Source organism: Hyphomonas sp. J20-32 (assembly GCF_055808555.1).
Window position 1 is genome coordinate 1,824,581 of record NZ_CM147873.1, and the last position, 23,544, is coordinate 1,848,124.

A 23,544-nucleotide genomic window follows, 5' to 3' on the forward strand; every position below is an offset into this window, starting at 1 on the left:
TCTTTAAGCTATTGGTAGCAAGGGTAAAGAAACCGAGGCGATCCGGTTACGAAGTCACCCCATTTCCGCCTCGATTGGCCAATGCCATGTTAAGTCCTTTGCGGCATAACCATTGCATATCACACGCCAAAGGCCGCGCACGAAGTGTGGCCCAGCAAGGAACAAACATGATCGACTCCATGACACAGTTCATTTCCGGCCAGACGCTGCCATTCTGCGTGTTGCTTGGCGGCTGTATCATAGTCGTGGTCGAAGCCATCCGAGCCAGCCGGATTGCCCTTTGGGGCGACATGTTTGCTGAAGACCTCGAAGACTAGTTTGGCGCCTCAGGCGGTTTTCTCGACGAATACCGTTCCAGCCGAATAGCCCGCACCGAACGAACAGATCAGTCCCTTGTCGCCGGGTTTGAAATCGCTCGAGTGCTTGTGGAACGCGATGATCGAACCCGCAGACGACGTGTTGGCATACGTGTCGAGCACGGTCGGGCTTTCGTCATCGCTCGCCTCATGCCCCAGGACCTTCGACGAAATCAGACAATTCATGTTGGCATTTGCCTGGTGCAGCCACATGCGACGCAGGTTTGAACCGTTCAGGCCAAGTTCGCCGAGATGTTCGCCGATCATATCGGCAACCATCGGGACGACTTCGCGGAACACTTTGCGACCCTCCTGGACGAACAGTTTGTCCGGTGCGCCGACGCCTTCCGGTGCTGCGCGATTGAGAAAGCCGAAATTGTTGCGGATATTGTTCGAGAATTCGGTCTTGAGCTTCGTGCCGAGGATTTTCCAGTGCCCTGCGGGCGCAACGCTTTCTTCTTCGACAAGAACGGCGGTGGCGACATCACCGAAGATGAAATGGCTGTCGCGATCGGTGAAGTTCAGGTGGCCGGAACAAATTTCCGGATTGACCATCAGGACCGATTTGGCGCTGCCGCTGCGAATGAAATCCGCCGCAGTCTGGATTCCGAATGTGGCCGAGGAACACGCGACATTCATGTCGAAGGCGAAGCCGCCGCAACCGAGTGCGGCCTGAACTTCGACGGCCATCGCCGGATAGGCGCGCTGCATGTTTGAGGCGGCGCAGATTACTGCGTCGACGTCTTCCGGCTTGCGACCGGCGCGTTCGAGCGCCTGGCGGGCAGCATGCACCGCCATTTCCGCCATGACGGAAATCTGGTCGTTCGGGCGTTCGTCGATGCGCGGTGCCATCGTGCCGGGGTCGAGCACACCTTCCTTGTCGATGACATAGCGGGACTTGATGCCGGAAGCCTTCTCGATGAACTCGACCGAGGAATGGGTTTTCGGATCGACGGTTCCCGCGCCGATCTCGGCAGCGTAGGCGATATTCCAGTTGTCCGCCCAGGCATTGTAGCTCTCAACAAGCTCTTCGTTCGAAATCGATTGCGATGGCGTCCAGAGACCGGTCGCCGATATAACTGCAGTTTTCATCTTGCCCTCGGGATGAGTGCGGTGGGGTCCGCACCTTTTTACGATAGTCTATTCAATGAGGTAGGTGTAAACCGCGTTGCCCATCGGGTCGAGAGACGAGGTGCAAGTGATCACCTGGGCCAGTCCAGGCCGGAATCTGTCGTTTGCTTCGCCTTGTCGGCAGGAACGCCGTGAGCTTCTATCCTGGCCTGACGGTCCTCGGCGGCTTCCTGCTTGGCTTTGACGCTCTCAGCTTCGGCACGGTCAGCGGCTTCCAGTAGTGCGACCTGGGTTTTAATGCAGGAGGCACGGGCTTCGGGGCCGGGTGAATTGGCGCAGCGATTCCAGGCGACCTGGTTGCGGTATTCCGGACCTGACGTCGCCGTGCAGGCCGATAGCAGTGGCAGGCTGGCGAGGATTGTAATGACGAGATGTTTCATCTTCAGCATTCCTGTACAGCTTTGTGACGCGGGCAAGTTACATCATGGTCATTGACCATGCCGACTGCCTGCGCCCACGCATAGACAATTGTCGGCCCGACAAACTTGAAGCCGCGCTTCTTGAGGTCTTTCGACATCGCTGTGGACCAGTCCGTGAAGGTCGGTGCCTGACGGAAGTGTTTCCAGCGATTGACGATGGGTTTGCCACCGACCCAGTCCCAACAATATTCGGAAAAGTCTTCACCTGCTTCTGCCATGTCGAGATAGGCGCGGGCATTGCCGATCGTGGCTTCGATTTTTTTCGGGCTGCGAATGATGCCAGGGTTTTGCAGGGCCTTGTCGATACGCGCCTGTGTCCAGCGTACGAGGCGCTCAGGCTCGAAACCGTCGAACTCCTCGCGGATGGACTCGCGCTTGCGCAATATGGTGATCCACGAGAGCCCGGCCTGCATGCCGTCGAGCTGCAACTTTTCCCACAAGGCGCGGGAGTCGCGCTCGGGCACGCCCCATTCGGAATCATGGTAACCGCGATAGATCGTGTCATTGAGCGGGGCCCAGGCGCAGTAGGGAGCTTCAGTCATCAGCCACTACCGCTAGTAGTTCGGGTTCGAGCCAGGCTGGCTTGCTAACCGTGACAGGCTGGCCGTTGCAGGTGAGGGCGATGCCTGCGGTTTCGGCTGCAACAAGCCGGTCAGTGCGAATGAGGGCGAGGCCGCTGTCGCCCGCCACGCTGGTAACATGTCCAATCGGCGCTTCGGCGAGAATATCCACACCCGCTTCCAGCCCAGTGCCATGCACGGGCAATGTGCGTTTGCGGATCTTGCCCTTGCGCTTCATGCGGCTGGCGACCTCCTGACCCACGAAACAGCCTTTCTTGTAGTCGATGCCGCCCATGACATCCATGTTCACGTCGGTCGGGAAAACTTCAGCGGCGCGGTAGTCGGCGCCCCATTCGGGTACGCCGGCCGCGATGCGCGCCGCGTGCCATTCGGCTTCGGGCATATCGATGCCGATCTCGCCGCGCGGCGAGATGGCGCGGTGGGGAAGCTGAGCGGAGCGCACGTCGACCCAGCTGCCTTCGGTGACCACGTCGTCAGTGATGCGGTCGATCTGCACATCTGAGCGCAGGCGGAACATGCGCAGGCGTTTTTCCAGATCGCCGGCGGCGTCAGCGTGGACGTCGAGATAGATATTTTCGAGCGAGAGCATTGCGAGATATTCGGCAATGATCTTGCCCTGCGGTGTCAGCAAGGCGCCGTAGCGCATCTCTCCGGTGTTCCAGTTGTCGACCGAATGAGTGACCGTGCGGTCCAGCAGGGTCAGCATGTCCGGGCCGGACAGACGAATGATGGACCGGTTGGGCAGGGCGCGCTTTGACATGGCGTCAATCTAGTGGGCGCGGCCCTGTTTGTCAGTGCCTTTCCATGCTGCATAGATTCCGGCGGCAAGGCCGCTTTTCAGAAGCGATCCGATCAGGAAAGGCACAACGCCTGTTGCAAAGGCGGTTTCAGCGCCGACAAAGCCTGACAGCCAGGCCCAGCCAAGCGTCAGGATGAGGGCGTGAAGGCCGAGGAAGCCCGCAAGGCGCACCCCGTGGGCGGCGAGGCGGTCGCCCTTGGGTAGGTGGCCGGCGAGGAAGGCGGCCAGCGGGAAGGCAGCGAGGTAGCCGGCGGTCGGGCCGGCAAAGGCCATAAGGCCGGACTTGCCGCCCGCCAGCACAGGCGCGCCGGTCATCGACAGGGCCAGCCAGGACAGGACGATGGCTGCGCCCATGCGCGGGCCGAACAGGGCCCCCATCAAGAGGACGGTCATGGTCTGCAACGTCACCGGGACAGGGTACATCGGCACGGAGATATAGGACGATGCGGTCAGTGCTGCGACGCCGAGACAGCCAATGGCCAGGGGGCGCAGCGCAGGGTGGGTGAGGGGATGGGTGTGGGCGAATTTCATGGGAGGTCCTGTCGGTGATTCAGCGGCGTTTGTGCGGCGCAGCAGGGAGCGGGTCAAGCCTGCGGCAGCGTCATGGGATGACAGGCCACGCAAGCGGTAGCATATAGAGGCCATGACCAAGACATTTGACCTGATCCTGCGTGGCGGCACTGTCGTCACCCCCGGCGGCGAAGCCCGCGTTGATATTGGTGTGCGGGCCGAGCGGATCGCCGAAATTGGCGACCTGTCCGGAGCGAGTGCCGGCGAGACTTATGATGCAGGCGGGCTGCACATCCTGCCGGGCGTGATCGACAGCCAAGTCCATTTCCGCGAACCGGGACTCGAATGGAAGGAAGACCTTGAGAGCGGTGCGCGGTCAGCGGCGCTGGGCGGTGTGGTGGCGGTGTTCGAGATGCCGAACACGAACCCATCGACCACCAGCCCCGAAATGCTGGCTGACAAGCTGGCGCGCGCGAAGGGCCGGATGGATATTGACCACGCCTTTTATGCCGGGGCGACGCATGACAATGTCGGCCTGCTGGCCGAGATGGAGCGCACGCAGGGCTGTTGCGGCGTGAAAGTGTTCATGGGCGCCTCGACGGGCGACCTGCTGGTGCATGACGACGAGGGTGTCGAGGCTGTGCTGCAGGCAATCAAGCGGCGCGCTGCGTTCCATTCCGAGGACGAGTACCGTCTCGCCGAGCGGCGCGAACTGGCAGTGACGGGCGACTGGACGAGCCACCCGGTGGTGCGTGACGTGGAAACGGCAGTGATGTCGACCCGGCGCCTGCTGAGACTGGCGCGCAAGGTCGGCAAACGCATTCACGTTCTGCACATCACGACGGCAGAAGAGCTGGACATGCTGCGCGACGCCAAGGACGTGGCCAGCGTCGAATGCCTTCCGCAGCACCTGACACTGGTGGCGCCGGAGGCCTACCAGCGCCTCAAGGGTTATGCCCAGATGAACCCGCCGATCCGCGAGCAGCGTCATGTCGATGCGCTGTGGCGCGCGCTGAATGCCGGGGTCGTGGATGTGATGGGATCAGACCACGCGCCGCACTCAATCGAGGAAAAGGCGCGGCCGTATCCGGCGAGCCCGAGCGGCATGCCGGGCGTGCAGACCATGGTGCCGGTCATGCTGACGCATGTGAACAATGGGAAACTGTCGCTGCAGCGTTTCGTCGAACTGACCAGCGCCGGGCCGCAGCGCGTGTTCGGCCTCGCCGACAAGGGCCGCATCGCAGAGGGCTATCATGCCGACTTCACGGTCGTGGACCTGAAGCGCAAGGAGACCATCACCGCCGAGTGGTCGAAATCGAAATGCGGCTGGACACCGTTTGACGGCTTCGAAGCAACCGGCTGGCCGGTGGCCACCATCGTGCGCGGCGGATTCGTGATGCGCGACGGCGAGATCGTCGCCAAGGGCGGAGGCAAGCCTGTGCGCTTCAACGAGACGCTGGAGCCGCAGGCTTGAATGTGCCGCCCGGTTTGCTGGACGCCTTGAAGGCGCGTTACGGCGAACCGCAGCGGCACTATCACACCTGGGCGCATATCGAGTCCTTGCTGGCGAATTTCCGCCGCTGGGAATCGCATTTCCATCGGCCGGAACCGGTCCTCTGGGCGCTCTACTGGCATGACGCGATCTACGATCCGCGCGCATCCGACAATGAGGAGCAGAGCGCGCGTCTGCTGGGGAAGGAAGCTGCCGGTAACTTGCCGCCGGAAGACATCGCCTTTGCCGCGCAGATTATCCGTGCGACGGCGGGGCACAGGGTGCCGGAAGGGCTGACCGGCCCGGATGCGGACGACCTTTCCCTGTTCCTCGATCTGGACCTCTCCTCCTTCGCGGCGTCGGAATCTGACTTTGCGCAAAAGCAGCATGACATCCGCGCCGAATATGATTTCGTTCCCGATGAAAGGTTCCGGATCGCCAGGAAGGCCATCCTGAAGGACTTCCTTGGGCGTGAGAGACTCTACCTGACCGATCTAGCTCATGCGGAATGGGACCAACAGGCCCGTGCGAATCTGGCCCGGGCCATTTCCGGTCTTGAATCTGGGGCCTAAGCGACCGCGAAGGCTGCGGTCAGTCTTTCGCGGGACGACAGGCCAGTCCGGGCGCTGCGTGATGCTTGCCGGTGTCGCGGCGCACGAGCGTGCAAACCCCGTCATCCAGGACAATGTCGAACGCGACGGGCATGGCCACGCTATGGGTCTCGAACTCTCCGGGCGGTGGTGGGAGCACAGAGACATGGGTGGCCGTTGTCAGGTCTGTCTCGGCTATCTGGATGCTGGCGCGCCCCATGGCTTCGCCGAGCGCGGACTTCAGGATGGCGATATTGGAATCATCGGTGGTTGAGAGTGTCGCGGGTGTCATGTCGGCATGGGTCTGGCAGGCTGGCAGGGCGAACAGGGAGAGGCTGGCGAAGATATAGGCCAGAGGCGCGTGTTTTTTCATCGGCCGGTACTCCATTTTGTGCGCGGCATGCTCATGTCGCGATTGGTTTCCGAAAGGCCCGGCGAGGGAAAGTCGATCGCCGGCCCGTCTGCGGTGGTTGCCTTGTCCACCGAAACACTTTGGGTGGACTGGCTGGAGACCGGGACGGCCGGGCAGGAACCGTCCAGGCGATGCTGCAGGGCCGCAGCGAGCAGCGCTTCGCTCGTGTCGCCAAGTTCCCGGGTAAAATCATCTGTGACCTGACATCCGGGCGTCTTCACAGCAAAGGCGCTGGATGAATTCTGGGGTGTGAAACCATCCGTATAGTCGCCAAAACCCTTATTGTTCACACCCTGGAACTGGATGCTGTAATAGGTCTCGCCGCAATTGGAGGTGGGGTAGAAGCCGAACGGCTTGCCGCAGGTCGTATCCCCGATCAGCACCACGTCCACATCGACGCCCCTCAGGCCATTAACCAGGGCTTCGCTGGCGCTGCAGGTGCGGCCCGTCGTCAGGATATAGACACGTGGCACACCAAGTTGTGGCAGGGGCTGGCCGTCGGTGAGCGAGAAGCCGAGCCCGGTTGAATAGAACGGGATCGGGTCATTGAATGCGCCGGTTACCGGGTTACGGCTGCCGGCGGCGGCATTGAATCGCAATTGTTCAAACGTCTTGCCCTGCGTGCGCGCCTGCCCGGCGACCATGTAGCCGAGCTGCGAGGAGACCGCGAGCAGTCCGCCGCCATTGTAACGCAGGTCCAGGATCAGGTCGTTGATGCCGGATGTCTTCAGCGACGTGATTGCGTCGGCGATATCCTTTTCCGACGCAAAGGGGCTGAACGTGTTGAACAGGACATAACCGACCTTGCCGGCCGATGTGTCGATGGTCGAGAAGCGGTTGACGGGTTTGGGAGCGATGTTGGCTGCGGTCAACGAAATCGAGCGGTCGGTCGAGCTGCCCGGGTCGCGCACGACGAAATCATGCTGTTCGCCAACGGTCTGCGGAGAGAGGGCCCGGTTCAGCAAGTCAACTTCCGCTTGCGTGGTGGCACCATTGACGGCGTCGATGCCGTCTATTCGCAGGATGCGGGTTCCACGCACAAGATTAGGTTGCCCGAGAGGCGCTTCGGATGCCGGTGAACCAGGTTCCGTATAGCGGATGCGAATGTCGCGTGGCGGTGTGGACGAAAAGACGACGAATGCTGCGCCATAACCCGGAAGAGCGGTGGAGTTTCGTTGCTCGAGATATTCTTCGGTGGGCTGGCTGAAGTGGAAATCGTCCTTGTTTTCACCGGACGCTGTCGTGGCGATGGTCTTCTGCGTGTCAAAATACGCTATTCGGTCGCTGTAGTTGTTGGGGTCCCGGTCCGTGACTTCGTCGGGCCATAAATAGGTCTCGTGCGTCCATGACCGAAGCCAGAACATTTCCTGCAACAGGGATCCAGCCTGGTCGGGGAATGGGTTTCCCTCAAGGTCGACTCCCGTGCGGACCACCTCGCACCTGTTAACAAAGCTGCTCGCCGAAGCGTAGGTGCCCTGGGTCCACGTCGGCCCCGTTGCAGCAGGAGGAGTTGGTGGAGGCGGCGGCGGTGACGCGCCGCCACCGCCGCCGCCACAGGCCGACGCGGTCATGACAGCCGCCGCTGCGAACATGGTTTTCACATGTGAGGGGATCCCGTCTTTTCGCATGTACACTGTCTCGTTGCTGGTCGGTGACCTCATCGTGGTTTGCGCACCCTTTCAGGTCAAGCAGATCGTGCCGCTATGCCTTCCCGCGAATCTGTGCGCCATATGGGCGAATGTACAAATCGTCGTCTTCAGCCTAATGGGCGAGCGGCTTTGCTTTTCGAGAAGCGCTCATGCAGAATGAGACAAGGATCACCCGAACGGGCGCGCGCTTGGCAATAGGAATTTTCGAGGAGTTGTCTTGAGCGATCGCAGAGGGTTGAACCGGGGGCTGTTCTGGCTTTACGAGGGGCATGGTCGCGGGCCGTTCATCTTCCGATGGGCCATGCTGATCTTCGATTTCGCGACCATCGTTTATTTCCTGCTGGCGCCTTTCGCGCAGCGGGGGCCGCATCATGTCGGTATCGACTATGCGATCGGTGCGGTGATCCTGTTCGACCTTGTCGCGCGGTTCTACATCGCGAAATCCAAGCGCAAATTCCTGATGCGGTTCCTGCCCTGGGCAGACCTGATCGTGGTCATCACCATGTTCGCGCCGCTGCTGGTGGCGAACATGGCCTTCCTGCGCGTGCTGCGAGCGGTGCGGGCGGTACGGGCCTTCACTTTCATCCGTCGCGCCGGGAAGATGTGGAGCTTTGTCTCGCGCCATGAGCAGGTGATCGACCGGGTCACCAACCTTGTCGTGTTCGTCTTCATCATGGCGGCGCTCGTTTATGTTTCGCAGGTGCGGATCAATGACAGTATCAATACCTATCTCGACGCACTCTATTTCACCGTCACCAGCCTGACCACGACAGGCTATGGTGACGTGCTGCTGGTGGGCGAGAGCGGCAAGCTGATCGCTATCGTCATCATGGTGCTGGGCCTGACCCTGTTCCTGCGGCTGGTGCGCGCCATATTGCGGCCAACCGACAAGGTCGAGCAGGAATGCGACACTTGCGGCCTGACAATGCACGACCCTGACGCCGTCCACTGCAAGCATTGCGGCGCGGTGATCCATATCCAGACAAAAGGCCTGACATGAGTACCTCAAATCTACCCTTCCGCGAAGTGCCCTACCTGCCGCTGAAGCTGGAAGTCGACCGTCGGCCGGACGGCACGATTTACCTGAACAACGGCCAGCCGCTGAAGCCGTATCCGCCACACCTGTTGGCGCCGCTGGTGAAATGGGCGGCCGAGGCGCCGGATCGGATATGGCTGGCTGAGCGCGTGCCGGAAGACCCGCAATCAGACGGCTGGCGCGAGATGACTTATGGCGAAGGGCTTGAGCGCGTGAAGCGGCTCGCTCAGGGGTTCATTGATGCCGGGGCAGGGCAGGACGCGCCGGTGATGATCCTGTCGAAGAATTCCATCGACCACGCGTTGGTTATGTATGCGGCGATGTGGGCTGGCAGCCCCGTCGTGCCCGTGACGCCCGCCTATGCCCTGCTCAGCAATGACTTCGCACGGCTGAAATATATCGACAAGCTGACCCAGCCGAAATTCATCTATGTCGAGGATGGCGCCGAGTACCAGCGCGGCCTTGATGGTATGGGCGTGGGCAGTCGCCTTGTCCTGTATAGCCGCCATGAGCCGAAGGGATGCGATAGCGTCAATATCGGCCGTTTCGCCAAGGAGCCGACCCCGGCGGTCGATGCGGCCTATGCGGCGTTGACGCCGGAGACCGTGGCGAAATACATGCTGACCTCCGGCTCGACCGGCGAGCCGAAGGCGGTGATCAACCTGCATGGTATGGTCGCGGCGAATGCCAAGATGATCCGGTCAGTCTGGGACGAGGATAGGCTGGACGCCATCACGGGCGGACCGCAGGTGATGTGCAATTTCCTGCCATGGAGCCACACTTATGGCGCCCATTCGATATTGCACAACATGCTAGACTGGGGCGGAACGCTCTATCTCGACCAGGGCGCGCCGACACCGGCCCGCCTGCCGGAGATGATCCGAAACCTGAAGGAAATCCCGACCACGCAGCACACGACCGTCCCGGCGGCGTGGGCGGCGCTGGCCACAGAGCTGGAGCGGGACGATGCGCTTGCCGAAAACTTCTTCAAGCGTATCGTCAGCATGGCCTATGGCGGCGCAGCCATGGGGCAGGACATCTATGAGCGCATCCAGGCGGTGGCGGTGCGCGTCACGGGAGAACGTATTTCTCTGTCGGCTGGCTATGGTGCGACGGAGACGTCGCCAACCGCCTCCAACGTGCACTGGCCAAATGACGTGATGGGACTGATCGGCCTGCCGCTGCCGGGAAATACGTTCAAGCTGGTGCCAAATGCGGGCAAGCTGGAGCTCAGGGTGAAGGGCGTCAACGTGACACCCGGTTACTATCGCAATCCCGAGCAAACGGCGGCGGCATTTGACGAGGAGGGATACTACCGATTGGGCGATGCGGTGCGTTTCGTTGATCCGGACCACCCGGAGAAGGGCCTCGCGTTCGATGGCCGCACGGCAGAGGAGTTCAAGCTCGCGAGCGGCACCTGGGTGTCAGCCGGCACGGTGCGGGTGCAAGCAGTGGCGGCGACAGGCGGGGCACTGTCGGACGCGGTCGTGTGCGGTCTCAACCGGGACGAGATCTGCCTGCTTGGCTTCCTCAACGAGGCATGGTGCCAGCGCCTGGTTGGCGAAGCTCTGGCCCTGGCGGAACTGGCGCATCATCCGAAGGTCATAGCCGCGGTGAAAGACGGGCTGCAGGCGCACAATGCGGCCCATCCGAAGGCGTCGGCGCGAATCGCGCGAATCCTGTTGCAGGAGACGCCACCGCAAGCGGACGCGGGCGAAATCACCGAAAAGGGTTATATGAATCAAGGCCGGACGCTGGATCTGCGCAAGGACCAAGTTGACCGAATTTACGAGGATTCACCAGCGCCAGATGTTATTCTCGTCAGTTATTGAGCCCTGCATTCATTCAAATCCGCCGGAAACGCCAGATTCTGGGTGGAATTCATTCAGTCTGTAATTAAGATTGTTTGTGGAGCTGCATGTCCACCAACGGTGGCTCCAGCCAGATCCCCTTTGGCTGGCGGGCGGATCGCGAAGCTGCCGGTGTAAACCCCAAGTCTGCTCCGGTAGTGTCGCGATCCGTCCCGCTTTGACCCTCACTGCGAACGCGCTACACAGGCGCTCAAACAATCGAGGGCCGACCATCAATGACCACTGAACCTGAACGCAACATGACTGGCGCCGAAGCTCTCGTCTCCACGCTTGCTGATCATGGCGTTTCCGCCTGCTTCGCCAACCCCGGCACATCGGAGATGCATCTCGTGACTGCGCTCGACCATGAGCCGCGGATCCATTCGGTGCTCTGCCTCTTTGAAGGGGTCGCGACGGGAGCGGCGGATGGCCATGCGCGGGTGACCGGCGGTCCGGCGATGACCTTGCTGCACCTTGGCGCGGGCTACCTGAATGGCGGCGCGAACATCCACAATGCGCGCCGGGCATGGACGCCGATGGTCAATGTTATCGGCGACCATGCCGTCCCGCACCAGCGCTACGATGCGCCGCTGGCTTCCGACATCAGGGGCATGGCCGGGCCGAACTCTGTGTGGATCAAGTCGGCGGACAAGGCGGAGACCGCTGGCGAATTGGCGGCAGAGGCCTGGGAAGCGAGCCTGTCGCCAATGTCGGGGCCGGCGGCGCTGATCCTGCCAGCGGACACGGCCTGGCTGGAGGGCGGCAAGGCGGGCAAGACGCGGGCGCGGCCAATGCTTCGAGCACCGGATAATTCCCGGGTCGAGGCTGCGGCGAAGGCGGTCAAGGCGGCAGCGAAACCGATGATCCTGATAAATGGCACTGCGCTGACCGGGTCGGGGCTTGCCACGGCGGCCCGCCTGAAGGCCGCAGGCGTACGAGTGATGACAGACACGTTCTTCCCACGTCAGGCGCGCGGGGCCGGACGATTCATACCGGACCGGATGCAGTATTTCGCGGAAGGCGCGATGGCCGATCTTGAGGGTTGCGACCTGATGCTGGTGGCGGGCACGCAGGTGCCGGTGGCCTTCTTTGCCTATCCGGGCAAGCCGAGCGTGCTGGTGCCGGAAGGCTGCAGCACGATGATCCTGGGCGGGCCCGAATGCGACAGTGCGGCTATCCTTGCCGCACTGGCTGATGCGTTGGGTGCGAAAGAGGCGGCCCCGTTCGCGGCGCTTGAGCAGCCAGACATGCCGAGCGGCGGGCTGAATGCAGCTAGCGTGGGCCAGTCGATTGCGCGCCACCTGCCGGAAGGCAGTTTCGTGTCGGATGATGGCGTGTCGAACGGATTGCCGGCTTTCCTGATGACGCAGAAGGCGAAACCACACGACTGGATGATGCTGACGGGTGGGGCGATCGGACAGGGCATGCCGCTGGCGCTGGGTGCAGCGATGGCGGCAAAGGACAGGAAAGTTCTGTGCCTGACCGGTGACGGCGCAGCGATGTATACGAATCAGGCCCTGTGGAGCATGGCGAGAGAGGGGGCGAACGTCGTGACGGTCGTGTTCGTCAACCATTCCTACCGTATCCTGAACATTGAGCTTGCACGGACCGGCGCCGGAAATCCGGGCCCGACGGCCAAGAGTATGTTGGAGCTGGACCAACCGGAGATCGACTGGGTGGCCCTGTCGCAAAGCATGGGAGTGCCGGCCGTTGCGGTCGATACGGCGGACGCTTTCGACAAGGCGCTGGAGCAGGCATTTGCGGCGGAGGGACCGCAACTGATCGCGGCACACGTGCCGGCACGCTAGGGAATTGAATCCTTTGGGCAACCGGACCATATCGCCAACATGACTAGGTTTCCGGAATATCCAGAAAAGAGCGGTATCGGACACGCAGCAGGCAGCGCGGCTGCGGCGACAGCCAAAGGCACGTTCAAAATCGTGGCCTTCATCCTGAACTTCTTCGTCCCGGGTCTGGGCACGTTTTTCGTGGGACGTATCGGCACGGCGATCATCCAGCTCGTGCTCATCCCGGTTGGCGTCCTGCTTATTCCGTTTGGCGGGTTTGGCATCCTCGTTCTGGTTGCCAACTGGGTGTGGAGTCTGCTTACCGTCGTGCAGGCTTGGCGAAAGCCGACCGTGGTTTACGTGCGGCAGAATCCGCCAGTCTAGAGTTTGTATGATGTTAAGGTTCCTCGGCTAGCCACCTTCATGGCTGGCGCGGGAGTGGGACATGGACGGTTTGAGCTTTGGTGTGATCGTGTTGGTCGCCGTTGTGGCGCTCATCGCGTTGTCGATCCTCGTCAAAACGGGGAAGCAGCGCGGCACTGGCGCCGAGGCGCCGCCCCGGCCACAGATGGCCAGCGATCAAAATGTCGATGCCGCCGCTAAAGTCCTGTCCGCGATCTCGACGTACACCCAATCGGAAGCCAGGTTTCAAGAATACCTCGAGGATCACAGCCAAGAGCAACTGGAGGATGTGCCAGTCTATGCCCTTGCCCATTTCATTACGGCTTCATTTTCTTCTCCATCGCGCTCGAAATGGCTGGAGAGTGTCGTGGAAGCGGTCGTTCCTCGCGGGAAAGATCCCGAACTGGTGAATACAGCCGAATATTTCTGGGACGTGAATGAAAAATGGCTGTTCAGCGAAACGGCCTTCGCCGACTTTTGCGCGCAATACCTTGCGGAAAAGAAAGATGATTGGCCGCCAGCCGTCCAGGAGCGGATCATTCTGGTGGGATTGGCGGCGCTCGCATCGCGCGACACTGGCCAAACAACGAACCCGGAAGACCAATTGCGTGTTGCGAACGCGATCGGCGCTGAACTGCTCAACTTGTCTGCGGGCTTTTTTGGTGCTGGTGCCGACCAGAAATATGCTGAGCTCTCGGCCCATGCAGAATCCCTCGCGCCGGAGGTAAAAAAGGGGATGTCGGTCGCCTGACACGTGCGGCGCGCTGACTATGCGGCAGGTATCGAGAGGGCGGGCAGGGCCGGGTAGATCCGTAAATCTTTGGCTCAACTAGTTCTCGTCGTCGCCGCTTTGTTCATCCTCGGAAAAGTCGCGTCTGGGGCGGGCGATCAATTCGCCGAGGTCTTCCAGGTCGATGAAATGGTCGGCTTCGCGGCGCAAATCGTCTGAAATCATCGGCGGGTTGGAGGCAACAGTCGACACAACGGAAACGCGTACGCCTCGGGCTTTCACGGCCTCGACCGCGCGGCGGAAGTCCCCATTGCCGCTGAACAGGACGATATGGTCGATATTCCTGGCCGTTTCGAGCATGTCGATGGCGAGTTCCACGTCCATGCTGCCCCGAACGCGTTTGCGGCCCTCCCGATCAGTGAATTCCCGTGCAGGCTTCTTGATAACATTATATCCATTGTAGGCGAGCCAATCGACCAGCGGCCGGATAGGGCTGTATTCGTCGGTTTCCACCAGCGCTGTGTAGTAATTGGCCCGCAGGAGGCGGCCCTTGCCCTGGAATTCCTTCAAAAGCTTGCGGAAATCGATCTCCAGCCCCACGGCGCGGGCCGCTGAATAGAGGTTTGCGCCATCGATAAACAGGGCCAGGCGCTCGTCCTTGTAAAAGGCCATTGGCTTTATTCCTTTGGTGCTTTAGGCTTGCGGCTAATAAAAATGCCGAATTATCTTATATGACTGGCATACTCAGGCTGCGTTTATGGCGCAATAGCTGGGTTGCGCCAGCTTGCTGCACTGCATATAAGGGGCGGCTTCAAGGAGATTGAGCACCCATGGCCCGTGTTACCGTCGAAGATTGTATCGAGAAAGTACCGAACCGGTTTGAGCTGGTCCTGCTGGCTGCGCATCGCGCCCGCATGATCCGCGAAGGTTCGCCTCTGACGATCGACCGGGACAATGACAAGGACCCGGTTGTGTCCCTGCGCGAGATTGCGGACGAAACGATCGACCTGAAAGTCGTGAAAGAAGCCATGATCTCGAACCTGCAGGAAGTGCGGCCGAGCGAGGAAAGCGAACGCGAAGCCGATCGCCTTGCGCTCTTGTCCGGTCCGGCGGCCACCGAAGAGGACGTCATGCGTGCCTACCAGGCTGAAATCGAGTCCGGGCGCGACGACCGACTCTAGGAGGCTCCATGGACGGCAGCGCCCTTTCCGCAAAGGACAAAGGGGCTGGCGAGGCAGCTGGCACGACAGATTCGACCGAAAATCAGGCCGAGCTGCGGCATGTGTTGTCGCGTGAGGAACTGATCGCAAAAGTACGCGCCTATCACCCGCGGGTGAAGTCCGAACTGCTCGGCGCGGCGTACGATTTTGCAAAGCTGCATCATGGGACGCAGACGCGTGATTCTGGCGATGCCTATTATTCCCATCCCGTGGAAGTTGCGAGCCTGCTGGCCGATGTGCGCCTCGATGAAGTGACCATCGTCGCGGGCCTGCTCCACGATGTCGTCGAAGATACCAAGATCGACATTGGCGATATTGAGGTGCGTTTCGGCGCCGACGTCGCCGAACTGGTCGATGGCGTCACCAAACTCGACGCGCTGGAATTCACCTCCAGGGAATCGGCGCAGGCCGAGAACTTCCAAAAATTCATCCTGGCGACGACGAGCGATTTGCGCGTACTTCTGGTAAAGCTGGCCGACCGGCTGCACAACATGCGCACCCTGCACCATCGCAAGAAGCCAGAGAGCCGCCAGCGTACGGCGCGCGAAACGATGGACATCTATGCGCCGCTGGCACGCCGCGTTGGTCTGTATACGCTCGCCGCGGAGATGGAAGATCTTGCTTTTGAGGAACTGAATCCCGAGGCGCGCCGCGCGATCCTGTACCGGCAGGAAGAGCTGGCCGCTGAGAATGCAGACGATCTCCAGCGTATCGATGACGACCTGCGCCAGTTGATGGAGATTGCGGGCATCAAGGCCAAGATCAAGGGGCGAAGAAAACAGCCTTATTCATTGTGGCGCAAGCTGGAACGCAAATCGATTTCGTTCCGGGACGTGGCCGACCTGTTTGCCTTCCGGATTATCGTGAGCGATGTCGACGCGTGTTACCGTGTACTCGGTGAAGTCCATACGCTGTGGGCCTGTATCCCGGACCGCTTTCGCGATTATATCTCGGTGCCGAAGCCTAACGGCTACGCCTCGCTGCACACGACTGTTCGTGCTTCCGGCAATCGCCGCGTGGAGCTGCAGATACGGACCGAGGCGATGGACCGGACGGCTGAGTTCGGCGTGGCGGCGCATTGGGGTTACAAGAACAAGGCCTACGGATTTGACGTGGATTCGGCGCGCGCGGCGGGCCTTGATCCGACGGCGAACCTCGAAGCCTTTGCCGAGCTGCTCCAGGATGGCGGAGACCCGAGCGAATTCCTTGAGCACGCCAAACTGGAAATGTATCGCGAGCATGTGTTCGCGTTCAGTCCCAAGGGCAAGCTGATCATCCTGCCGGCCGGCGCGATGCCGCTGGACTTTGCCTATGCCGTGCATTCGGCTGTGGGGGACACGGCCATCGGCGCCCGGATCAATGGTGAAGTGAAATCGCTGCGCCGTCCTTTGAAGAATGGCGACGTTGTGGAAATCCTGCGCGGCAAGGTCGCGGCCCCGGTTGTCGGCTGGGAGGCGATGACGATCACCGGGCGGGCACGCTCCGCTATCCGCCGACTGGTGCGCGAGCGCGATCAAATCGAGTTCCGCCGCCTTGGCGTCGGACTGATCAACCAGGCCCTGCGCCGGGCCGGGATCGATCCGATTGATGTGAAAATGACCCACACTGCCCAACTTGCCGGATTCCAGAACCGGGAAGAGATGGCCGAGGCCGTTGGGAGAGGACGTATTTCGTCGTCTGATATCATGGAGGCGGCCTTCCCGGGCTATCGGGCGGAACGGTTCGACGATGACAACAAGATGCCGCTCGATAGCACGCATGCGCCGTTGCTCGTCGCGGGCGAAGATCTCATGCCGGGTGTGACGCTGCACCTCGGCCAGTGCTGCTGCCCTCTGCCGGGTGATCGGATCATGGGTGTGCAGGAACCGGAAAAAGGTCTGGTCGTGCACGTCGCGAGTTGTCTGAAACTGGCCGAGTATGACGACCATCCGGAACTCTGGGTCGACCTGAAATGGACCGAGTTGGCCAAGACAGGGGCCGTGGCTGTGGGGCGCATTCGTATCAATGCTGCCAACGAGAAGGGCGTTCTGGCAAAGCTTTGCACGGCTGTCGCCCAAGCGAATGGAAACATCATACGGATCGCAACAACCGAACGTGGCACGGACTTTACCGAACTGGTGATGGAGATAGAGGTTGAAGACCTGAAGCGCCTGACGCAGATACTTGCGGCGCTCCGATCGCTGGCCGTGGTGGACCGGGCGGTGCGCGATCAGGAGGTCGAAGATGACGAGTGAAGACGTGCTGGCAGTGTTTCGCGAGGCTGGCGCCTTGCTTGAAGGGCACTTCATTTTGTCGTCCGGGCGACGCAGCCCTGTTTTCCTGCAAAAGGCCCTGGTCTTCTCGCAGCCGGACCTGTCCGAGCGCCTGTGCAAGGCGCTGGCGGAAAAGCTGACGACGAAATTCGGGAAGATCGACGTCGTGGCAGGACCGGCCGTGGGCGGGATTATCCCGGGCTACGAACTGGCACGGTACCTGAAGGCGCGGGCGATCTTCGCTGAGCGCGTTGACGGGAAGCTTGCCTTCCGCCGCGGGTTTTCGATTGCCGAGGGCGAGCGTGTTCTGATCGCCGAAGATATCGTGACTACAGGCCTGTCATTTCGCGAAACTGTGGAAGCGCTGGACAAGTTGCCCGGCGTGGTCGTGGGTGGGGCCTGTATTATCGACCGGTCGAACGGCAAGGCAGATGTGGGCTGTGAGCTGGTGTCGCTGGCGGCTGTGGATTTCCCTGACTATGCCGCCGATGACCTGCCGCCAGAGCTTGCGGCGATGGAAGCCGTGAAGCCGGGATCGCGGGGCCTTGCCTGATGGCAGGACGCGTACGCCTCGGCGTGAATATCGACCATGTGGCGACGATACGGAATGCGCGCGGCGGCACGCACCCTGACCCGACGCGTGCGGCGCAGATGGCGACCGAAGCGGGCGCTGATGGAATCACGTTGCACCTGCGGGAAGACCGGCGGCACATCCGCGACAACGACCTTGTGGAAATCCGCACGGCGACGCGCCTGCCGATCAACATGGAAATGGCAGCAACCGAGGAAATGCTCGACATCGCACTTCGGTTCAAGCCGGAGACGGCGATGTTCGTGCCTGAACAGCGCGCGGAACTGACGACCGAGGGCGGCCTGGATGCTGCGCGGGCACACAATCACCTGGCACATTTTGTCCGGCAACTGAACAAGAATGGCAGTCGCGTGTCGCTTTTCATCGAGCCTGACATGGTGCAGTTGCATGCGGCGCAGGCGCTGGGCGTGCAGATTTGCGAATTCCACACGGGCCGGTTTGTCGAATTCATGCAAGCGGGTGAAGGCAAGCTCGCCGAACTTGAACTCGACCGGATCCGCAATTGCGCGGAAGAGGCCGTGCGGATCGGGATAGAACCGCAAGCGGGGCATGGCCTGACATTCGACACGGTGAAGCCTGTCGCTGCCATCCCGCAGGTTACTGAACTGAATATCGGGCATTTCCTTGTCGGTGAGGCTATTTTCATAGGCCTGCCCGCCGCGATCGGCGAAATGCGCCGCCTGATGGATGAGGCGCGGGCATGATCATCGGCATCGGGAACGACCTCTGCAATATCGAGCGGATCGAGAAGACGCTGGCCCGTTTTGGAGAACGGTTCGAGAAGCGGGTGTTTACAGACACCGAAATCGCACTGGCCCGGGGGCGTCGCCGCACGGCGGAAACCTATGCCAAACGGTTCGCGGCCAAGGAGGCTTGTGCAAAGGCGCTGGGCACGGGTGTGCCCAGGCGCGGCGTGCACTGGACCCATCTGGGCGTCGTGAACCTGCCGTCGGGAAAGCCGACACTGGCCCTGACGGGCGGCGCTGCCACGCGGCTTGGTGTCTTGCTTCCCGAGGGGCATGAGGCCCTGATCCATTTGACAATAACCGATGACCATCCGTGGGCGGAAGCCCAGGTCATCATCGAAGCCCTGCCGGTCGCACAATGAAGCCTGCCCGTCCAAAACGCACCCGCCTGCGAGCCGCCGCCAAGGCCTGTGTTCCGAGCCTCTCGGACGCTCAGGTCAAGACGATTCAGGACCGTATCAGCCATCACTTCAAGGACAGGCAGTTGCTAGTACAGGCATTGACGCACCCGAGTGCGGTCGCGTCGGCAGACTCGGTGCGGCTCTCCAACCAGCGTCTCGAATTCCTCGGGGACCGTGTCCTGAACCTGCTCATCGCCGAGCGCCTGATCGAGCGTCGCAAGACCGAGAGCGAGGGCGACCTCGCCCCGCGCCTGAACCGTTTCGTCAAGAAGGGCGCATGTGCCGAAGCGTTCCGCCACTTCAAACTGCAGGAATTCATCATCCTGTCCGATGGCGAAGTTGCGTCTGGCGGCAATGAGCGCGAGTCCACGCTAGGCGATGCGTGCGAGGCGGTGATCGGCGCAGTTTATCTCGATGGCGGCCTGTCTGCAGCCCGGAAATTCGTCGAGGCCGGATGGGGACACCAGTTCAAGTCCGCGCCCGTGGAAACGCGCGACCCAAAGACCTTGCTGCAGGAATGGGCGCAGGCCCAGGGCCTGCCGCTGCCAAAATATCATGTCGTGAACCGTTCAGGGCCTGACCATGAGCCGGTTTATGAGATAGAGGTCCAGGTGCCGCCGCATGGCAAAGCCAAGGCCACCGGAACCTCCAAGCGCGACGCTGAGCGCAATGCAGCGGCCCTGCTGCTCAACACCCTGACTGGAACACAATGACCGAAACCGAGATCACCCGCGCAGGCTTTGTCGCCATTATCGGCGCACCGAATGCGGGCAAGTCCACGCTGACCAACCGCCTTGTCGGCGCCAAGGTCGCAATCGTTACGCACAAGGTGCAGACCACGCGCTTTCCAGTGCGCGGCGTGGCCCAGGTGGGCGATGCACAGATCGTGCTTGTCGATACGCCCGGCATTTTTGCTGCCAAGCGCCGTCTCGACCGGGCCATGGTGAAAGCCGCATGGAGCGGGGCGGCTGACGCCGATGCCATCGTGCACCTGATCGACAGCTCAGCCTGGGTGGCGGACCGCGCTGGCAATGCATCCGGCGCCCAGAAAATGTCGATTGCGGACGATCGCCGCGTAATCGAACAATTGAAGCAGGCCGAGAAGCGCGCTTTCCTGGCGCTCAACAAGATAGACCTTTTTCCGCACGATCAGGTCCTGCCTGTGATGGCTGAGCTGAATGAGACCGGCGTCTACGACGAGATTTTCATGATCTCCGCCGAGAATGGTGACGGCGTGGACCGGCTCGGCGCGGCGCTGGCCGAGCGCATGCCTGCCGGGCCGCCTTTGTATCCGCCGGAACAGACGGCAGACCTGCCGATGCGCCTGCTGGCCGCCGAGGTTACCCGCGAAAAACTGATGCTGCGCCTGCACCAGGAATTACCCTACCAGCTGATGGTTGAAACCGAGAGCTGGGAGGAGCGAAAGGACGGGTCCGTGCGCGTACAGCAGGTGATCATTGTCGGGCGCGAAGGCCACAAGGCCATGGTGCTGGGCAAGGGTGGCTCGGTGATCAAGGAGGTCGGGCGCCTTGCCCGCAAGGAATTGACAGAGATGCTGGAACGGCCCGTTCACCTGTTCCTGTTCGTCAAGGTGGACGAGAAATGGCAGGAACGGCGTGACTCCTATTCCGGCATTGGCCTGGAGTTTGATGTTTAGGGGGGGACTGAAATGTTCATCCTGAGCTGGTTTAAATACTGGCAAGTCCGCGCCATAATTGGTGTGCTGGCTTTCGGTCTGTTTCTGCCATTTTACCTTGGCGTCCTAGGGTGCCAGGACGATGACTGTATCTTGAATAACCGCAATCATCTGGGGCTGCTGCTGATGCCGATCATTCTCGGTCCGGTATTGGTGATTGCGTTCGTAGTCCTGCCCTATACTTTTCTCTGGGAAGAGCACGTTGCGCCGCGCCTCAAGCATAGCAATGAGAAGTGGCCTGATGGTCCGGAAGAATGAACTGGTCTGATGACGGACTGGTCCTTGGTGGCCGCCGGTTTGGCGAAGGCGGCCTGATCCTCGATGTGTTGACGAAAACGCGCGGGCGGCGCTCTGGCCTCGTCTATGGCGGTGCCTCTCGGGCGCGGCGGGCGCAATATGAGGCGGGCAATACGGTTTCCGTGTCATGGACCGGGCGCCTCGAAGAACAGCTCGGCCGGTTTGACGTTGCCGAGGCGAGCCGGGAGCGCGCGTCGCGTGTGCTGGAAGATGCCGGTGCCCTTGCTGCTATATCTACCGTGACGACGCTGCTGCGCGGGGCGCTCGACGAGGGGGATGCCGCCGGTTCGGCGCTTTATGAAGCGACCACGCTCTTGCTTGACCAGATCGAGGCGCAACACATCTGGCCCGTGCTGTATGTGCGGTGGGAGCTGGGCCTGTTGTCGGCGCTGGGCTTCGGGCTCGACCTTGAAGCCTGCGCGCTCAGCGGCGCGAATGACGGACTGACCCATGTCTCGCCGAAGACGGGCCGGGCCGTACGCGGATCAGAGGCGGAGGATTATGTCAGCCGCCTGCTGCGCCTGCCGGGCTTTCTCGTGTCGTCGGAAGCGCCCGTTGGAGTCGACGATATTGCCGACGGGCTCGCGCTGACCGGTTACTTCCTTGAGGCGCGTGTCTTCAATGGCATGAACCGCGCCGTTCCGCCGCAAAGGGCGCAGCTTGTGGCGCGGCTCCTGAAGCGGGCCTAGGCGCTCGCGCTGGGCCGGGCGCCGACTTTCTCGTACCAGGCGGTCACGCGCTGCAGCGCCGGGTTGAGGGGCTGGCCGACCGCGATACCGAAGGCGAGGAAGCAATAGAGCATCACATCGGCGAAGGTGAACGTGTCGCCTGCCACATAGGCGCGACCTGCAAGCTGGCCGTCCAGGAAAGCGAGCTTGTCCTGGGCGCAGGCCTTGAGGCCGTCTGCGGCCTCGGGCAGGCAGCGCATCCGGTCCTTGAACATGGGCAGGCCTTCGGAATAGCGGAACCCGTTGGCGAGCGGTTCGATGATGTTGAGATCGATCCAGCGGGTCCAGCGCCGGGTCTGGGCGCGGGCCTCGGGCGTCGCGCCGAAAAGGCTGTCGCCGGGCTGGGTTTCGTCGAGATATTCGCAGATCGCCCAGATTTCCGTGAGAATGGTGCCGTCGTCGAGTTCCAGCGCGGGCAGCTGGCCGGCCGGGTTGGTCTCCAAGAAGGGTGGCTTGCGATTGTCACCCGCCATGATGTCGACCTCTTCCATGGGAAGTGTGATGCCGCGTTCGGCCATGAACATGCGCACCACATGAGGGTTCGGTCCGACGGAATTGTAGAGTTTCATTTGGGTTTCCCTTTGGAATTATTGTTGTTTTCAGCTTGCCGAAAGGATGTAGAGCGCCCGTCCCGCGAGCGGGAAGAGCATCAGTGTCGAGGCGATGAACAAATAGAACCGGATCATCACCTTGTTGGCCGTCGACTGCCAGACCGAGTGTGCGATGCGGATTGCGACGTACGCCCATGCAAAGCCGACATCAACCGAACCGGCTGATCCGCTGACCGCGAGGGCCAGTGCAAGGGCGTAGAAAACGGTCGGCTGTTCCATGAGATGGTTGTAGTTGTCGGCTACCTGACGGACTCCCGAGGGCAACGCATTGTAGGCGTCGCTGCGCGGGTGGCGGGCCTTTTCCGGGTGCATCCGGGCCTTTCCCATTGCCGGGACTCGCGTGGCGAGCATCCATATCCACATGACGAGTGACCAGGTCGCGAGGACAGCGACGGGCAGAAGCATGGCGTGGGTCATGTGGGGCTCCCATATTCGCTCATTTTCCAGCACCTTAGCCCAGAATGGCGCGCGCAGAAGGGGAGTCCTTGCGGCAGGTGCCTATCGGCAGGCGCGGCCGCTGCCCATGTCGAAATGGAAGTGATCCTTGTGGGCGGCATTGTAGTCGGGGCCGAGCGTGACGGAGAACAGGTCACAACCGCCCTTGTGCACCCGTTTCAGGAATTTGGCTTCCGGTCCGCCCTGTTTCCAATGGGATTTTACGTCGATCAGGCGGCCGTCTGCGAGGCGGAATCCCGAAATGTCGATGGCATTGGCGTGGGCATGTTCGGAAAGACGCCCGCTGCCGGCAATGTTGCGGCAGGAAAAGCTGCCATAGGTTTCGATCCGGGCGAGGGGTGAGCCGAGGATTTCCACGGCGGCCGGGCGGGCGAAATGGCGTTCCCATGTGTAGAGCGCGGCCGTTTCGGCACAGGTCATCTGCAGGGGTGCGGAGTAGGGGGTAAGGGTGCGGTCGAGGGTGAGCGCGTCCCGGAGGCCGCAAGTCTCGGTCTTCGGGGCATCCTCTAGCGGCGTGTAGGCGATTCCCGCCGCATCGAGGGCGGCGAAACAGAGATCAGGCTGCTTCTTGGCGCGGGTCAGGTGGTGCCAGGTGCCGAGGCCCGGCCTGTCGGTCAGGTCGATCGGCGCGAACGGGTTGTGGCGCGGCGGCGCCAGCCACAGGAACAGGGCGACCACAAGAAGCGGCACAGCCAGCAAGAGGATCCAGGCCCGAAACTCAGTCATCTACTTGCGTTTTACCTATTCCTTAACCAAACCGCGATTTCTGTTAACCTGAGCGGTGAATGAGTCGAAATTGAC

Annotated in this window: 28 protein-coding genes; 17 read left to right on the forward strand and 11 right to left on the reverse strand. The window is 61.5% G+C overall.

Features of this window, described 5'->3' with window-relative positions; genetic code table 11:
- Nucleotides 1-167 precede the first annotated feature (167 nt).
- A complete protein-coding gene (locus tag AC0L7I_RS09060) occupies nt 168-317 on the forward strand; it encodes a hypothetical protein (RefSeq protein ID WP_473396114.1) in 150 nt (49 codons plus the stop codon).
- A gap of 9 nt (nt 318-326) precedes the next feature.
- On the opposite strand, the gene AC0L7I_RS09065 is transcribed toward AC0L7I_RS09060, so the two are convergent.
- The 5 genes from AC0L7I_RS09065 to AC0L7I_RS09085 all read right to left on the reverse strand — a co-directional run bounded on the left by AC0L7I_RS09065 (nt 327) and on the right by AC0L7I_RS09085 (nt 3,817).
- The gene (locus AC0L7I_RS09065) at nt 327-1,448 is read right to left on the reverse strand and encodes a beta-ketoacyl-ACP synthase III (protein ID WP_473396115.1); all 1,122 of its coding nucleotides are present in this window, start codon (nt 1,446-1,448) and stop codon (nt 327-329) included.
- A gap of 110 nt (nt 1,449-1,558) precedes the next feature.
- Nucleotides 1,559-1,867, reverse strand: a complete 309-nt coding sequence (locus tag AC0L7I_RS09070; RefSeq protein ID WP_473396116.1) for a hypothetical protein — start codon at nt 1,865-1,867, stop codon at nt 1,559-1,561.
- A 2-nt stretch (nt 1,868-1,869) separates the two neighbouring features.
- Entirely contained in the window at nt 1,870-2,448 is a 579-nt protein-coding gene (locus tag AC0L7I_RS09075; protein ID WP_473396117.1) for a DNA-3-methyladenine glycosylase I, read from the reverse strand.
- The gene (ygfZ, locus tag AC0L7I_RS09080) at nt 2,441-3,247 is read right to left on the reverse strand and encodes a CAF17-like 4Fe-4S cluster assembly/insertion protein YgfZ (protein WP_473396118.1); all 807 of its coding nucleotides are present in this window, start codon (nt 3,245-3,247) and stop codon (nt 2,441-2,443) included. The genes AC0L7I_RS09075 and ygfZ overlap by 8 nt, the downstream gene beginning before the upstream one ends.
- Before the next feature lie 9 nt (nt 3,248-3,256).
- Complete coding sequence (locus AC0L7I_RS09085) at nt 3,257-3,817, reverse strand: biotin transporter BioY (RefSeq protein WP_473396119.1); 561 nt, start codon at nt 3,815-3,817, stop codon at nt 3,257-3,259.
- Nucleotides 3,818-3,929: 112 nt separating this feature from the next.
- On the opposite strand from AC0L7I_RS09085, the gene AC0L7I_RS09090 reads away from it, so the two are divergent.
- Both AC0L7I_RS09090 and AC0L7I_RS09095 read left to right on the forward strand, forming a co-directional pair.
- Nucleotides 3,930-5,270, forward strand: coding sequence for a dihydroorotase (locus tag AC0L7I_RS09090; RefSeq protein WP_473396120.1), 1,341 nt, complete (start codon nt 3,930-3,932; stop codon nt 5,268-5,270).
- Nucleotides 5,267-5,860, forward strand: a complete 594-nt coding sequence (locus AC0L7I_RS09095) for an HD domain-containing protein (protein ID WP_473396121.1) — start codon at nt 5,267-5,269, stop codon at nt 5,858-5,860. Before AC0L7I_RS09090 ends, AC0L7I_RS09095 begins: the two co-directional genes overlap by 4 nt.
- 19 nt (nt 5,861-5,879) lie before the next feature.
- Here AC0L7I_RS09095 and AC0L7I_RS09100 read toward each other — a convergent pair whose 3' ends face one another.
- Both AC0L7I_RS09100 and AC0L7I_RS09105 read right to left on the reverse strand, forming a co-directional pair.
- A complete protein-coding gene (locus AC0L7I_RS09100; RefSeq protein WP_473396122.1) occupies nt 5,880-6,251 on the reverse strand; it encodes a hypothetical protein in 372 nt (123 codons plus the stop codon).
- Nucleotides 6,248-7,882 (reverse strand): S41 family peptidase, encoded by a 1,635-nt coding sequence (locus AC0L7I_RS09105; protein ID WP_473399130.1) that lies wholly within the window; start codon nt 7,880-7,882, stop codon nt 6,248-6,250. The genes AC0L7I_RS09100 and AC0L7I_RS09105 overlap by 4 nt, the downstream gene beginning before the upstream one ends.
- A 274-nt stretch (nt 7,883-8,156) precedes the next feature.
- Between AC0L7I_RS09105 and AC0L7I_RS09110 the strand changes: the two genes are divergently transcribed.
- From AC0L7I_RS09110 to AC0L7I_RS09130, 5 genes are all read left to right on the forward strand, one after another.
- Nucleotides 8,157-8,939, forward strand: coding sequence for an ion channel (locus AC0L7I_RS09110; protein ID WP_473396123.1), 783 nt, complete (start codon nt 8,157-8,159; stop codon nt 8,937-8,939).
- Nucleotides 8,936-10,807, forward strand: a complete 1,872-nt coding sequence (locus AC0L7I_RS09115) for a feruloyl-CoA synthase (RefSeq protein WP_473396124.1) — start codon at nt 8,936-8,938, stop codon at nt 10,805-10,807. The genes AC0L7I_RS09110 and AC0L7I_RS09115 overlap by 4 nt, the downstream gene beginning before the upstream one ends.
- A 278-nt stretch (nt 10,808-11,085) precedes the next feature.
- The gene (locus AC0L7I_RS09120) at nt 11,086-12,633 is read left to right on the forward strand and encodes an acetolactate synthase large subunit (protein WP_473399131.1); all 1,548 of its coding nucleotides are present in this window, start codon (nt 11,086-11,088) and stop codon (nt 12,631-12,633) included.
- 39 nt (nt 12,634-12,672) lie between these two features.
- Nucleotides 12,673-12,996 carry a hypothetical protein gene (locus tag AC0L7I_RS09125; RefSeq protein ID WP_473396125.1) on the forward strand — a complete coding sequence of 108 codons (324 nt, stop codon included), beginning with the start codon at nt 12,673-12,675 and terminating at the stop codon, nt 12,994-12,996.
- Nucleotides 12,997-13,057: 61 nt separating this feature from the next.
- Nucleotides 13,058-13,765, forward strand: coding sequence for a hypothetical protein (locus AC0L7I_RS09130; RefSeq protein WP_473396126.1), 708 nt, complete (start codon nt 13,058-13,060; stop codon nt 13,763-13,765).
- A gap of 78 nt (nt 13,766-13,843) precedes the next feature.
- On the opposite strand, the gene AC0L7I_RS09135 is transcribed toward AC0L7I_RS09130, so the two are convergent.
- On the reverse strand, nt 13,844-14,416 hold the full coding sequence (locus tag AC0L7I_RS09135) for a LabA-like NYN domain-containing protein (RefSeq protein ID WP_473396127.1): 573 nt from the start codon (nt 14,414-14,416) through the stop codon (nt 13,844-13,846).
- Nucleotides 14,417-14,574: 158 nt separating this feature from the next.
- Here AC0L7I_RS09135 and rpoZ point away from each other — a divergent pair, with 158 nt between their 5' ends.
- The 9 genes from rpoZ to recO are packed head-to-tail and all read left to right on the forward strand — an operon-like array spanning nt 14,575 to nt 21,637.
- A complete protein-coding gene (gene rpoZ, locus AC0L7I_RS09140; protein WP_473396128.1) occupies nt 14,575-14,925 on the forward strand; it encodes a DNA-directed RNA polymerase subunit omega in 351 nt (116 codons plus the stop codon).
- A gap of 8 nt (nt 14,926-14,933) precedes the next feature.
- A complete protein-coding gene (locus AC0L7I_RS09145; RefSeq protein ID WP_473396129.1) occupies nt 14,934-17,198 on the forward strand; it encodes a RelA/SpoT family protein in 2,265 nt (754 codons plus the stop codon).
- The gene (pyrE, locus tag AC0L7I_RS09150) at nt 17,188-17,769 is read left to right on the forward strand and encodes an orotate phosphoribosyltransferase (RefSeq protein WP_473396130.1); all 582 of its coding nucleotides are present in this window, start codon (nt 17,188-17,190) and stop codon (nt 17,767-17,769) included. The genes AC0L7I_RS09145 and pyrE overlap by 11 nt, the downstream gene beginning before the upstream one ends.
- The gene (locus AC0L7I_RS09155; RefSeq protein ID WP_473396131.1) at nt 17,769-18,512 is read left to right on the forward strand and encodes a pyridoxine 5'-phosphate synthase; all 744 of its coding nucleotides are present in this window, start codon (nt 17,769-17,771) and stop codon (nt 18,510-18,512) included. The genes pyrE and AC0L7I_RS09155 overlap by 1 nt, the downstream gene beginning before the upstream one ends.
- On the forward strand, nt 18,509-18,916 hold the full coding sequence (gene acpS, locus AC0L7I_RS09160) for a holo-ACP synthase (RefSeq protein WP_473396132.1): 408 nt from the start codon (nt 18,509-18,511) through the stop codon (nt 18,914-18,916). Before AC0L7I_RS09155 ends, acpS begins: the two co-directional genes overlap by 4 nt.
- Nucleotides 18,913-19,668, forward strand: a complete 756-nt coding sequence (gene rnc, locus AC0L7I_RS09165; RefSeq protein ID WP_473396133.1) for a ribonuclease III — start codon at nt 18,913-18,915, stop codon at nt 19,666-19,668. The genes acpS and rnc overlap by 4 nt, the downstream gene beginning before the upstream one ends.
- Nucleotides 19,665-20,612, forward strand: coding sequence for a GTPase Era (era, locus tag AC0L7I_RS09170; protein ID WP_473396134.1), 948 nt, complete (start codon nt 19,665-19,667; stop codon nt 20,610-20,612). Before rnc ends, era begins: the two co-directional genes overlap by 4 nt.
- A gap of 12 nt (nt 20,613-20,624) precedes the next feature.
- Nucleotides 20,625-20,909, forward strand: a complete 285-nt coding sequence (locus tag AC0L7I_RS09175; RefSeq protein ID WP_473396135.1) for a hypothetical protein — start codon at nt 20,625-20,627, stop codon at nt 20,907-20,909.
- Entirely contained in the window at nt 20,906-21,637 is a 732-nt protein-coding gene (gene recO / locus AC0L7I_RS09180; RefSeq protein ID WP_473396136.1) for a DNA repair protein RecO, read from the forward strand. The genes AC0L7I_RS09175 and recO overlap by 4 nt, the downstream gene beginning before the upstream one ends.
- On the opposite strand, the gene AC0L7I_RS09185 is transcribed toward recO, so the two are convergent.
- From AC0L7I_RS09185 to AC0L7I_RS09195, 3 genes are all read right to left on the reverse strand, one after another.
- Nucleotides 21,634-22,245 (reverse strand): glutathione S-transferase family protein, encoded by a 612-nt coding sequence (locus AC0L7I_RS09185; protein WP_473396137.1) that lies wholly within the window; start codon nt 22,243-22,245, stop codon nt 21,634-21,636. The two genes, recO and AC0L7I_RS09185, sit on opposite strands and share 4 nt — an antisense overlap.
- 30 nt (nt 22,246-22,275) lie before the next feature.
- A complete protein-coding gene (locus AC0L7I_RS09190; protein WP_473396138.1) occupies nt 22,276-22,704 on the reverse strand; it encodes an MAPEG family protein in 429 nt (142 codons plus the stop codon).
- A gap of 81 nt (nt 22,705-22,785) precedes the next feature.
- Entirely contained in the window at nt 22,786-23,469 is a 684-nt protein-coding gene (locus AC0L7I_RS09195) for an extensin-like domain-containing protein (protein WP_473396139.1), read from the reverse strand.
- Nucleotides 23,470-23,544 lie beyond the last annotated feature (75 nt).